General features: G+C 67.2%; 10 protein-coding genes. 3 read left to right on the top strand and 7 right to left on the bottom strand.

Features of this window, described 5'->3' with window-relative positions:
- Both ABW137_RS34175 and ABW137_RS34170 read left to right on the top strand, forming a co-directional pair.
- Positions 1-604 (top strand): SAM-dependent methyltransferase (locus tag ABW137_RS34175; RefSeq protein ID WP_526407122.1); only part of this gene is annotated, 604 nt, incomplete at its 5' end.
- Positions 605-683: 79 nt separating this feature from the next.
- Positions 684-1,580, top strand: a complete 897-nt coding sequence (locus ABW137_RS34170; protein ID WP_526407120.1) for a cyclopropane mycolic acid synthase family methyltransferase — start codon at positions 684-686, stop codon at positions 1,578-1,580.
- Between the two features lie 12 nt (positions 1,581-1,592).
- Here ABW137_RS34170 and ABW137_RS34165 read toward each other — a convergent pair whose 3' ends face one another.
- From ABW137_RS34165 to ABW137_RS34150, 4 genes are all read right to left on the bottom strand, one after another.
- Positions 1,593-2,774, bottom strand: coding sequence for a fatty acid desaturase family protein (locus ABW137_RS34165; RefSeq protein WP_526407118.1), 1,182 nt, complete (start codon positions 2,772-2,774; stop codon positions 1,593-1,595).
- Between the two features lie 152 nt (positions 2,775-2,926).
- On the bottom strand, positions 2,927-4,378 hold the full coding sequence (locus ABW137_RS34160) for a glycoside hydrolase family 130 protein (protein WP_526407116.1): 1,452 nt from the start codon (positions 4,376-4,378) through the stop codon (positions 2,927-2,929).
- Positions 4,379-4,419: 41 nt separating this feature from the next.
- The gene (locus tag ABW137_RS34155; RefSeq protein ID WP_526407124.1) at positions 4,420-5,397 is read right to left on the bottom strand and encodes a glycosyltransferase; all 978 of its coding nucleotides are present in this window, start codon (positions 5,395-5,397) and stop codon (positions 4,420-4,422) included.
- A gap of 41 nt (positions 5,398-5,438) precedes the next feature.
- Positions 5,439-6,554, bottom strand: coding sequence for a glycosyltransferase (locus tag ABW137_RS34150; RefSeq protein WP_526407114.1), 1,116 nt, complete (start codon positions 6,552-6,554; stop codon positions 5,439-5,441).
- Positions 6,555-6,801: 247 nt separating this feature from the next.
- On the opposite strand from ABW137_RS34150, the gene ABW137_RS34145 reads away from it, so the two are divergent.
- Entirely contained in the window at positions 6,802-7,866 is a 1,065-nt protein-coding gene (locus ABW137_RS34145) for an aldo/keto reductase (RefSeq protein ID WP_526407112.1), read from the top strand.
- Between the two features lie 127 nt (positions 7,867-7,993).
- Here the strand turns inward: ABW137_RS34145 and ABW137_RS34140 are convergent, their stop codons facing one another.
- The 3 genes from ABW137_RS34140 to ABW137_RS34130 all read right to left on the bottom strand — a co-directional run bounded on the left by ABW137_RS34140 (position 7,994) and on the right by ABW137_RS34130 (position 11,836).
- Positions 7,994-9,457: a dihydrolipoyl dehydrogenase family protein gene (locus ABW137_RS34140; RefSeq protein WP_526407111.1), complete on the bottom strand. Its 1,464-nt coding sequence runs from the start codon at positions 9,455-9,457 to the stop codon at positions 7,994-7,996.
- A gap of 33 nt (positions 9,458-9,490) precedes the next feature.
- Positions 9,491-10,357, bottom strand: coding sequence for a DUF427 domain-containing protein (locus ABW137_RS34135; protein WP_526407109.1), 867 nt, complete (start codon positions 10,355-10,357; stop codon positions 9,491-9,493).
- 171 nt (positions 10,358-10,528) lie between these two features.
- Positions 10,529-11,836: a TetR/AcrR family transcriptional regulator gene (locus ABW137_RS34130; RefSeq protein WP_526407107.1), complete on the bottom strand. Its 1,308-nt coding sequence runs from the start codon at positions 11,834-11,836 to the stop codon at positions 10,529-10,531.
- Between the last annotated feature and the right edge of the window lie 379 nt (positions 11,837-12,215).

The following is a 12,215-nucleotide window of genomic DNA, read 5'->3' as shown; positions in this document are numbered from 1 at the left end:
CGTGATCGGTCTGACGCTCTCGGAGAACCAGAAGCGACACATCGAGCAGCACTGGATCGCCAACTCGACGAGCGACCGCAAGATGGAGGTTCGCCTGCAGCCGTGGGAGGACTTCGACGGCAAGGTGGACCGGGTGGTGTCGATCGGCGCGTTCGAGCACTTCGGCTTCAACAAGTACGACGACTACTTCAAGAAGACCTTCGACTGGATGCCCGAGGACGGCGTGCAGATGCTGCACACGATCACCATCCCGGAGGACGAGGAGATCAAGGCCAAGAAGCTGCCGCTGACCATGTCGCGGGTGCGCTTCATCAAGTTCATCATGGACGAGATCTACCCGGGCGGTCGTTTGCCGCTGGCGTCGATGGTGACCGAGCACGCCATCAAGGCGGGGTACCAGGTGACCCGCGAACAGCACCTTCAGCCGCACTACGTCAAGACGCTCGATACCTGGGCAGCAAATCTCGTCGCCCACAAGGACGAGGCCATCGAGATCACGTCCGAGCAAATCTACGAGCGGTTCCTCAAATACCTCGAGGGCTGCGCCGATCTGTTCCGCGAGGGCTACACCGACGTCGTCCAATTCACCTGTGAGAAGGCATGACTCGAGCAGGTGTAGTAACTTTCCTTGCACCTACTAACTAAAATCGGACTGGGTTCCCTTAGAGGGAGGGGTGTCGCACATGGCTGACAAGGTTTCCGGACCTGCGGGCAGCTCGGACACGATGGAGCCGCACTTCGAAGAGGTGCAGGCGCACTACGACCTGTCAGACGACTTCTTCGGCACGTTCCAGGACCCGTCGCGGACCTACAGCTGTGCGTACTTCGAACGCGACGACATGACGCTCGAAGAAGCGCAGATGGCCAAGATCGACCTGGCGCTGGGCAAGCTCGACCTGAAGCCCGGCATGACGCTGCTAGACATCGGCTGCGGCTGGGGTTCGGTGCTGAAGCGGGCCATCGAGCGCTACGACGTCAACGCCATCGGCCTGACCTTGAGCCGCAACCAGGCGAAGTACGGCCAGGAGCTGCTGGACGGGCTGGACACCACGCGCTCGCGGCGCGTGCTGCTGCGTGGGTGGGAGCAGTTCTCCGAGCCGGTCGACCGGATCATCAGCTTGGAGGCCATCGAGGCGTTCCCGCAGGAGCGGTATGCGCCGTTCTTCAAGAGCTGCAGCAGCTTTCTGCCCGAGGACGGACGGATGGTGCTGCAGGCGATCCTCGGGCACCCGCTGAAGAAGTGGCCGGAGATGGGCATCCCCGTGACGATGACCGACCTGCGGTTCATGCGATTCATCGCCAAGGAGATCTTCCCCGGCGGATCGGTGCCCGGCGAGGAGCAGATCGTCGAGCTGGCCAATGAAGCCGGCTTCACGGTGTCGGACAAGCAGCTCTTGGACGAGCACTACGTGCGGACGCTCGACCTGTGGGCGACGGCGTTGGAGGCGCACCACGACGAGGCCGTGGCCGCGACGTCCGAAGAGGTCTACGAACGGTACATGAAGTACCTGGTCGGGTGCAGCGACTTCTTCCAGCGCAAGATCAGCGAATTGGGGCAGTTCACGCTCGTCAAGAGGTGAGCGCGGCGGGTTTCAGGCGGCGCGGACGCGAAGTTTCGAATTCGCCTTCACCACACGCCTTTTGACCGTGCGCCTGCGCTGCAGCATCCTCCCCCGCGGCCTGCGCGAGCCGATGTCCGATACGTCGTCGCGCGCGAGGGCGCCGTCGGGCAGCGCGAGCCGGTGAATCATGCGCAGCGTCGAACCGTATTGGTGGGCCAGTGAGCCGGTGAGGTACGGCAGGCCGTACTTCTCGAACAGCGGCCGTACCCGTTCGGCAATCTCGGCATAGCGGTTGCTCGGCAGGTCAGGGAACAGGTGATGTTCGATCTGGTAGCACAGGTTGCCGCTCGCGAAGGCCAGGGCGGGACCTGCGTCGAAGTTGGCGGCGCCCAACATCTGACGCAGATACCACTCGGCCTTGGTCTCGGTCTTCAGCACGTCAGCGGAGAACTTCTGGGTGCCGTCCGGGAAGTGGCCGCAGAAGATCACCACGTAGGCCCACAGGTTGCGCAGCAGGTTGGCGACCGCATTGGCTCCCAGCGTTCTGCGCCACCGTCGCAAGCTCAGCGCAGGCCACGCGACGTAGTCCTTGAGCCCCTGACGGGTTACCTTGCCCAGCAATGTCTTTGCCTGCGCAACCTTCTCGTCTCGGGTCCGGTCGAGGTCGACTCCGTGCAGGGCGATGCCCCACTCGAACGTCAGCGCCAGCAGCAGATTCTGAACGGGCTGCAGCAGATACTGCGGTTTCCACGGTTGGTCGCGGGTCACCCGCATGACGCCGAACCCGAGATCGTCGTCCACGCCCAACACGTTGCTGAACACGTGATGGCGCACGTTGTGCGTGGACTTCCATTGGGATGACAGGGCGACCATGTCCCACTCCCACGTGGTGGAGTGAATCTCGGGATCGTTCATCCAATCCCATTGGCCGTGCGACACGTTGTGGCCGATCTCCATGTTCTCGACGCTCTTGGCGAAGCCGAGCGCCGCGGTCCCCACTAGCCAGCCGAGCTTCGATCGGGTTCCGGCGATGACGAGGCGGGCGGCCACGTCGAGGGTGCGTTGAAACAGGATCGTCCGTCGGATGTAGGCGGCGTCGGGCGCCCCCAGCGAGTTCTCGACGTCGCGACGGATGGCGTCGAGTTCGCCGCCGAGCTGTTCGATGTCGTCGGAGGTCAGATGGGTATATCTAGCGATGTCGGTGATGGCCACGCGTAAGTCCTTGTCGATCCAGCGGAGCGAGCGGGGATCTGGACTCGGGAACCGGAGTGTGGTGATGGGTCGAGCTCGAGCTACCGCTCGGCGACCCATTGGGTGTCGGATGAATACCCGTCTCGGGCCTACCCAAACGTTGGGCGGCCGGGTCAGGTTGGTGGCGAGGGTTGGTCGGTGAGAGCGTCCAGAAGGTCCGGGAGCGGGACGGTCGCGATGCCGATTTCGCTGTCGCCGATGCCGTAGGGAACCACCACGGTGTCGGCGTGGACGAGCGCGCCGCACGAGTAGACGACGTTGGGCACGTAACCGTTCTGTTCGTCGAGCGAGGGGCTCAGCAGTGGTCGACGCAGCCGGCCGAGCACCCGCGTTGGGTCGTCGAGGTCGAGCAGGACCGCCCCGATGCTGTAGGTGCGCATGGGTCCGACGCCGTGGGTGAGCACCAGCCAACCGGCATCGGTTTCGATTGGCGGACCACAGTTTCCGAGTTGCAGCGTCTCCCACGACTCGGTGGGCTTCTGGCACGGCGCGGACGTCGGCCACACCGTCAGATGATCGGTGAGGGCGACGGAGTTGGTCTCGCGGTCCGATCGCGACATGGCGGCGTACCTGCCGTTGATCTTTCTGGGGAACAGCCCGAGGCCCTTGTTGGCGGCAGCGTGTCCGACCAGCGGCACCGAGGTGAACGTCTGAAAGTCGGTGGTCGCGAGCAGCTGCTGGCTGATGTGGGTTCCGCTATAGGCGGTATAGGTGGCGTAGTAGGTGACCGCGCCGTCGTCGTCCACGAAGCGGACGAAGCGGGCGTCCTCCATGCCCGCCTGCTCGGCCTCCATGGCTGGCCACAGCACACGCTCGGACAGCGTGACCTCGGCGGTGAACTCGACGGCGTAGTAGCGCGCGGCGATGCCGCGGATCACGGCGATGGTTTCCGCGGCAAGTCCACGCGTACGCAGATTGGCCCTCAGCCTGTCGAGTCGTTCGTCCAATTCGGCTCTGGTGAAGACCTCGCCGAGCGCGCGCAGAACGTAGTCCGCGGCTTCGCCTGCGAGACGCTGCGCGACGAGTTCGGCACGAAAGGCATTCGCGTCCATCAGGGTCCGTTCGATCCGTCCCGTGGAGGCGAATGGACTGGGTTCGTCGATCGTGGCGTGGCCAGTCGAGTCGACGACGCCCGTGCGGAACCCGATCGTCGAACGGTGGCCCTCGCCGATGCCGCGAACGCTCATCACGAATCGCAGGCTTCCGACGGGCACGTCGGCTTGATCGGGGTGGGCGACGACGCTCGGGTTGCACAGCGCGGCGCCCTCGATGGCGTACTCGTTGGTGAACGTGGCGCCCAGCAGGAGCATTCGCGATTCCGTGAACTCACGGGTGCCGTCGAGGCGGTCGCTGAGCTCACTGGCATGGCGCCGGAACGTGCTGCGCAGGTCACGGTGGCGACCTTCGAAACGCACGAACACGTCGTGCAAGGTCGTGCGAACGTCGTCGTCGCTGAGGGCGAGGATGCGCGAAAGCACGACGGCCGCCCGGGACTCCTGGAGCTCGAAGCCCTCGTGGCCGGGGACGAAGAGGCGCGTGACCACGCGACTGGAGTCGGCCGTCACCCGCTGTGGGCTCCGCGTGACGAGATCGCTGCGGGCCGACGTCACTGCGGCACAGGCGAGAAGCGCCGCGCCAGTTGCAATGTGGAGATCACGGCCAGGGTCGACTCCGCCCCCTGGTTCAAGTTGACGCGGTCGGAGTGCAGTCCGTCGAAACCGCCGCCGGTTGCGGGGTCCCACATCATCAGTCCGAGGTCGTTGGCGCCACCGAACCAGGCAGCGGCCGACGCAATGCCCTCACGCCACAGCGGCCGCGGATCGACGGCCGCGGCACGTGCGCATGCCTCGGCAAGGGCGGCCACCTCGATGGGCTGCTGGTCGAAGGCAGGTCGGGTGTCTCCCGGCCCGCGGCCCCCGACGGGACTGACCGAGAGATGTCCGTCGGTCGTCTCGTAGGCCAGCAGCCACTCAAGGGCATTCAGGCCGCGCTCGCGCAACGCCTGGTCGTCCAAGGCCCCACCCGTCGCGATCATCGCCTCGGCGAGCACCGCGTTGGCGTAGCTGAGCCGCGTCTCGGGCCAGGGCCATTCGGCGCCGGGCGCGGGTTCGGCGAGGCCTGCCGAGTAGTCGGCGAGAAGCCGCAGCGCCGCGACGTGGCCGGGCTCGAAGGTGAGGATGTCGGCCGCACCGATCGCGGCATATGCCATCGCCCGTGGGTGGGGCGATCTGGCCTTCGCGGCACGTTCGAACTGGATGACCGCCAACCTGCGCACCAGGCTGACGCCACTGCTGGCTGCGGCGGTGCCGAGGCCCCAGATCATCCGACCCCAGTGGTCGTCGGTGGTCGGTTGATCGGTCCAGCGCCCCGCACTGTTCATGCGGTTGCGGCAGGCGCCGTCGAAGGACTGTGCTTCGTTCAGGAACTGCAGGGCCTTGCCTGCGAGTCCCTTGAGTGGACCGGACGCATCGGGCTCCCGGGTGGCGACGACGAGCACCCTCGCCATGTCATCCGTGCAGTAGCCGTGCTCGCGACGGGGTTCAGCGAGAAAGGCGTGCTCGAAGGTGGCGCGGTGATCCGTCATTCGCAGCAGGTGCGCGAACACCGGTTCCGGCCCGAAGTCGGTCACGCCGCCGCGATTCGGGCCGCGACGAGCCGCTGCGCCAGGTTCACGTACGCACCAGCCACCACGGGCCAGGCCAGGTTCTGGGCCAGCCCGCGCGCCTGCGACTCCATGGAGCCTGCGGCGCCAGGGTCGGTCAGCAGCTGACGAAGGGCGTCGACCAGCGCGTGGGGGTCGTCGTGACCGACCACGGTGCCCGCACCGCTGGCGAGCAACTCCACGGCATGGGGGAACGCGGTGGCGACGATGGGCCGCCCGCTGGCCACGGAGTCGACCAGCACACCGGAGGTGACCTGGTCCTTCGAGTCGTAGGGCAGGACCACGACGGAGGCGGTTTGGATGAGTGCGGTCAGCGAGGCGGTATCGCGGTAGGCGGCGTCGAAGGTCACCGAGTCGGCGACACCGAGGCGCTCCGCCTGCGCGATCAGGCCCTCGCGGTACGCGTCGCCGTTGGCGGCGAGCACCTTGGGGTGGGTGCGGCCTGCGACGAGGTACTGCGGCCGGCTGGGCAGATCCTTCAGCAATGCCATGGCGTCGATGACGCGCTCGATGCCCTTGCCGGGGCCGATCAATCCCCACGTCAGCATGGTGGGCCGACCGGTGGGCTTCGCGGCGACGGCGTCGGGCAGCGCGGCGCCGTGCGGAATGGTCGAGATCTTCTGAGGGTCGACGGTGAAGCCCGCACACAGGCGTTCGCGGGCGGCATCGGACATCACCACTACCTGATCGGCGAGTGCCACGACGTCTTCGAGAACCGAACGTTGGTGTGGCGTAGGCGCTTTGACCACCGTGTGGGCGATGACGATCGACGGGACGGTGAGGCCCTTCATGATGTCGACGACTTCGTCGCCGTCGGAGCCACCGTAGATGCCGTACTCGTGCTGGATGACGGCGACGTCGCTGCGGTTGAGCAACTCGGGGCATGCCGTCACCGAGGGCTCTGACCCGTTGACCAGCTCACCGACGACGTCGGCGTTGTCGGTCGGGGTTCCGTCGGCGATGCGCACGTAGCCGACCTTGGCGCCCCTGCGGGCCAGGCCGTCGCCGAGGGCGGCGCTGAACGTGGCCAAGCCGCACGGAGTAGGCGGGTGCGTGCTGAGGATGCCGAAGCTCGGCATGTACGAAAATCCTTGCATCCCAAAGGGAGCATTCAAATGGTTGACAAGCGTTGGTGCATTCAAAACTATCCCCGGACTGGGCAATTGGGGCCGGTGTAACCGGCGGTGAAGACTCGGGAGATCAGCGCGCAGATACGCGAAGCCGATCGATTCCGGACTTGCTGGGCGAACCAGCTTTCCTCAGTCTACACCAGGGGGGCCGATCCCGAGGGACTCACGAATTACCCGCGGGCTTACCATCGAAGGCATGGAGTATCGCAGCCTCGGCCGAACCGGAATCCAAGTCAGCCCACTCTGTTTGGGCGCCATGATGTTTGGCGCCTGGGGCGAGCCCGACCACGACACGTCGATCAACGTGATTCATGCCGCCCTCGACGGAGGGATCAACTTCATCGATACCGCCGACGTGTACTCGCAGGGCGAGTCGGAGCTCATCGTCGGCAAGGCCCTGGCGAAGGGCAAGCGTGACGACGTGGTGCTCGCCACGAAGTTCCACGGGCAGATGGGCGTCGCGGCCGACTCGCCGATGGGCACGCCGGGCAACCCCCTGCAGCGCGGCAACTCGCGACGCTGGATCGTTCGCGAGGTCGAGAACAGCCTGCGCCGCTTGGACACCGATTGGATCGACCTGTACCAGGTGCACCGTCCCGAGCGAGAGACCGACGTCGAAGAGACGCTGTCCGCGCTGACCGATCTGCAGCGTCAGGGCAAGATCCGCGCGTTCGGCTCGTCGACCTTCCCGGCCCACGACATGGTGCAGGCGCAGTGGGTCAGCGAGCGGCGGGGGTTGGGCCGTTTCGTCACCGAACAACCGCCCTACTCCGTGCTGGTGCGCGGCATCGAGGCCGACGTGCTGCCGGTCGCGCAGGAATACGGGATGGGCGTCCTGCCGTGGAGCCCGCTGGCCGGTGGGTGGCTCGCCGGTGGGTACCGGAAGGGCAAGGATCTGCCGGAGTCCTCGCGTCGCAATCGGCTGCCTGCACGGTTCGACCTCGACAACCCGGCCAATCAGCGCAAGCTCGACGCCGCGGACGCGCTCGGCCAGCTGGCCGACGAGGCAGGGATGTCGCTCGTCCACCTGGCGCTGGCGTTCGTGCTGCAGCATCCCGCCGTCACCGCGCCGATCATCGGTCCGCGGACGATGGAGCACCTCGAATCGCAGATCGGGGCCGCTGACGTCACGCTGTCGACCGACGTGCTGGACAAGATCGACGAGATCGTGCCGCCGGGCGTGACGCTCTCGAGCGCCGACGAGGGTTACCAGCCGCCGTCGCTGACGGATCCGTTCCTGCGTCGGCGCCGGACGATCTAGCCGACGCGAGAACCGCAAAGCGTCCCCGACCAGTCCGGTTCGACCAGTCACGGCCTGGGGCTCGTGATGCAAGTGCGGCGAGCGTGTCTCCTGGCGCTGGCGCACGCCGCCGCCGAGCACGGGCCTGTCACGCCGTGACGCTGGCGCCGTCCCGGTACGCCTCGAGGAGCCGCAGCCAGACCTCGCTGATGGTGGGAAAGCACGGAACCGCGTGCCAGAGGCGGGCGATCGGGACCTGCCCCGCGACCGCGATGGTCGCCGAATGGAGCATCTCCCCCACGCCGGGACCCACGAAGCTCACGCCGAGCACGGTGTCCGTCTCCTCGTCGACCACCATCCGGGTGTGCCCCGCGTAACCGTCCGCGTAGAAGTTGGCGCCCGGCACCGACTGGCCCATGTCGACGTCGACGGTCCGCACGCGGTGACCGCGCTGCTGGGCCTGTTCGCTGGTGAGCCCTACCGAACCCGCCTCCGGATCGGTGAAGAAGGCCTGCGGCACGGCCAACTCGTTCGCGGTGGCGACATGCGCGCCCCACGGGGCGTCGTCCAACGGTCGCCCGCGGCTGCGGGCTCCGATCACCGCGCCTGCGATGCGCGCCTGATACTTGCCCTGATGGGTCAGCAGGGCCCGGTGGTTGACGTCCCCGAGGGCATACAGCCAGTCACCGTCGACCCCGTGCGCCAGGCCCGTGTCGTCGACGTCGAGCCACGACCCGGGTGTGAGCCCGACGGTGTCGAGCCCGATGTCCGCGGTGTTCGGCGTCCGACCGGTGGCGAACAGGATCTCGTCGACCTCCAGGTGGTCACCGTCGTCGAGGCTGACACGGATCGGACCGCGTCCGCCGGGCCGGGACAACTCGGTGACCAGCACCTGGGTGCGGACGTCTACGCCGCCCTCGATCAGTCCCCGCCGGACGTGCTCTCCGACGAACGGCTCCATTCTGGGTAGCACGCGGGCGGTGCGCGACAGCAACGTCACCGACGACCCCAGACCCCGCCAGGCCGTGGCCATTTCGACGCCCACCCCTCCTCCGCCGACCACCGCCAGTCGATCGGGGACGGCGCTGCTGTCGGTTGCCCTGCGGTTGGTCCACGGCTTGGCCTCCGCGACACCGGGAAGGTCGGGCACCGCGGCCGTACTGCCAGTGCAGACGATCACCGCGTGGCGGGCCTTCAGCACCAGGCGTTGTCCCGAGGTGGTCACCACCACCCGACGGGGTCCGTCGAGGCGGGCGTCTCCACGCAGCAGCTCGACGCCCGTCCCGAGAACCGCCTCGGCCACCGGGGCGTCGTCCCAGTTCGTCACGTATCGGTCCCGGCGGGCGAACGCGCCCTTCGCGTCGATCACGCCGACGACGGCTTCGCGGGCACCGTCGACCCTTCGGGCGTCGGCTACGGCGAGCACTGGGCGCAGCAGTGCCTTACTGGGCACGCACCCCCAGTAATTGCACTCGCCGCCGACGAGTTCACGCTCGACGAGAGCCACCGACAACCCCTCCGCGTGGGCGCGGTCGGCGGCGTTGATCCCCACCGGTCCGGCGCCCATCACGACGACGTCGTAAACGCGCCCCTCATCTTCTTCTAACGTCATGGTCGCTCTCCCAATGCTTTTCGAGTGTCGGGTTCAGACGGTGGTGTGCCGGAGGATCTCGTCGGCGTCGAGCCCGCGGTCGACGCCGTGGGCGATGACGGACTGTCCTGGCTCCAGGTGCAGTCGAGTCCCGTCGAGGTAGACCTCGACCTTGTCCGGCTCGAACGAGACGTAGTTGCGCACGCGCTCCACTTCGGCCCACGCGTCCGGGTAGGACCATGCCGCACTGGGGTGGTCGCCAATGCGGTAGTAACTGGCCAGGCCCTTATATGGACAGAAGGTCCGCCTGTCGGACGGTCGCAACGCGGTGTCGTCGACGTCGTCGCGCGGCACGTACCAGCGTGGCGCGAACCCCGATTCGTAGAGAGCCGTCGGCCGCACGGTGTCCGCCACGACCCGCTTACCGTCGCGGACGAGCAGATGCCTTGAGGTGCTGCGGATGTCGATTCGGTGATAGAAGTCCGCGGCATGGCCGACGATGCGTTCGTCTTCTTCGTAGAAGGCGTCCATCGCCCGCCACGCGAAGGCGACGCGGCCGGCCAACACGGCCGCGTGGTCGGGCAGCGACGCGTACTGCCAGGCGGCCCGCGTCACGTCGCGGGTGGGCGACCGTGCGCTGAACCACCTCACTGGGCCGAGGTCGGCATGTTCGGTGACACGACCCTCCTCCGCAAGCACCCCCGGGCTGACGTCACGGTGCGGAAAGTAGGCGACGGGATAGCGGCCCGGTTCGTGCAGCAGCACCACGTCCTCACTGTCGGCGATCCACGCGTCTCCCAGCCGGACCCGCATGCGACGGCGGAGCGGTTCGACGAACAACAGCCGCGGCAACGGCTCTGGGGTCAGGAAGTGACCCGCGGATTGCAGCCCCAATGGCCCCTGCTGCCATGCCAATCCCACGATGCGTCCCTCCCCGCATCGTACGGCGGCTCGGGCAATCGATCGGCCCACGATGCATAGTGGGTGTCCAATCCCATTATTCTGGGCTGCGCATCCCAGATTGTCCAGAGCGTGTTACCTGTGAATTCACTGGCGATACCGTTGTCGGGCCGACTTTTTCGGGGTCGAGGATCACTTCGCGGCGAAGGCCGCGACGTAGTCGAGCGCGGCATCGACCGCGACCCGGAAGGGTTCGGGGGTCCCCGTGACGTGCGTCAGCAGGGTGCCGCCCTGGTGGGCCGCCACCAGGGCCACGGCGAGATGTCGAGGGTCGGCCTCGGCAATGAGCTCACCCCGTCGACGCATCGCCGACAGGCCGTCCTGAAATATCAGCAGCCACCGCTCGTACCCGTCGGCGAGATCGTCGAGCACCGCGTCATCGGCCTCGAGCAGCTCGCCGGTAAGTGACCCGTAGACGCATCCGCCCCGCAGATAGTTCTCGCCGGCTTCCGACCAACACAGGTCGGCCCACGCGCGCAGCGACTCGAAGCTGTCCATGAGGCCGAAGGCCTTTTGAGTGTGGAAGGCAACCACGAAGTCGGTGCGTGCCGCGATGACCTGACGCGTGAGATCCTGCTTGTCGCTGAAGTAATGGGAGATCTGCGATCCGCTGACCCCCACGGCGCGGCGCACGTCGTCGAGACTGGTGCCGTTGATGCCGCGTTCGAAGATGAGCTCGGCGGCGCCCTCGATGATGCGGGCCCTGGTGGCCATTCCCTTGGCGGTGAAGCGCGGGGTCGACGTCTCGCCTGCACTGCGGGGGTGACGACGGGTGCGCGATCTGCGTGCGCGGCGCGGGGCGCGTTCCTCCGGATCCTTGGCGAACGTCCGCACGTAGTTGACGACGAACCGGGTGACGTGGGCCAGGGGCCACTCCTCGCGGTAGGCGAAGGAAAGCATGCCTGCGCCCTGATGCAGGCCGACGACCACGAGGGCCAGTTGCCGCGGCTGCGCCGAGCGCACCAGGAGTCCGCGGCTCTTCATCCGTGCGAACGAGTCCTCGAGCAGATTCGCCCACCGCAGGTACCCTTCGGCGAAGGTTTGCCTGGTGGCGTCGTCGGACTTCGCCAATTGGCCGGCGAGCGCGTGGTAGGTGGCCGTGCCGCGGTAGCCGGTCTTGCGCAGGTAGCGCAGGTTGAGATCGGCCCACCGCTCCCAGTCCTCGAAGGTGTCGAGGCCCCCCAACCTGGGCTGGCGGTGGAACTGCAGCACGATGTCGATCTGCCGCTTCACGACGGCGCGGATGAGATCCTGCCTGTCGACGAAGTAGTGGTTGAGTTGAGATCCGCTGACCGAGGCGGATTGGCGCACCTTGTCCAAGTTGAAGGCAGGCAGCCCCTCGGCGAGCAACACGTCTGCCGCCGCCCGCAGGATCCGCTCGCGGGTGGCGAGTCCCTTGGCGGTGAAACTCCGGGTATCCGACGCATCTGCGGTGGCCATCGTGTGTAAGAAGATACCCGCGTGTCGCCCGACCAACGATGCGACCAGCGCGGATGGCGGGCTAGGGCATCCGTGGGTGGGTGGCGTCACGATGGACGTCGCCAGAAACTCGCCGACGGCCACGACCTTCCCAGGAAGCCCCCACTGGGGACCACTTCGTGAACTGGGTTTCCTGGCCCACTAGGCCTGCGCGGCCCCGCCCGAAGCGGCCCCCGAGGGGATCGCAGGGGCCCGCGGCGAGGTGTCGGGGACGCGTACCCGGCCTAGGCAGCTCCGCCGACCGCGGACACCCGCTCCTTGGGAACGTCGGGGCGCAGGTAGCCTGCCAGGCACAGGCAGATCAACGCCATCGCGACCGCGGGCCACCGCGTGGCGATCA

The sequence above is a fragment of the Mycobacterium sp. genome, from assembly GCF_040509115.1.
GTDB lineage: Bacteria > Actinomycetota > Actinomycetes > Mycobacteriales > Mycobacteriaceae > Mycobacterium.
This window is presented reverse-complemented; position numbering and strand designations above follow the sequence as displayed.

Excerpts from the sequence above, each read along its gene's own strand:
- ABW137_RS34170 (WP_526407120.1), top strand. The coding sequence starts at position 684 with ATGGCTGACAAGGTTTCCGGACCTGCGGGCAGCTCGGACACGATGGAG.
- ABW137_RS34155 (WP_526407124.1), bottom strand. The coding sequence starts at position 5,397 with ATGACGGATCACCGCGCCACCTTCGAGCACGCCTTTCTCGCTGAACCC.
- ABW137_RS34150 (WP_526407114.1), bottom strand. The coding sequence starts at position 6,554 with ATGCCGAGCTTCGGCATCCTCAGCACGCACCCGCCTACTCCGTGCGGC.
- ABW137_RS34145 (WP_526407112.1), top strand. The coding sequence starts at position 6,802 with ATGGAGTATCGCAGCCTCGGCCGAACCGGAATCCAAGTCAGCCCACTC.
- ABW137_RS34140 (WP_526407111.1), bottom strand. The coding sequence starts at position 9,457 with ATGACGTTAGAAGAAGATGAGGGGCGCGTTTACGACGTCGTCGTGATG.
- ABW137_RS34130 (WP_526407107.1), bottom strand. The coding sequence starts at position 11,836 with ATGGCCACCGCAGATGCGTCGGATACCCGGAGTTTCACCGCCAAGGGA.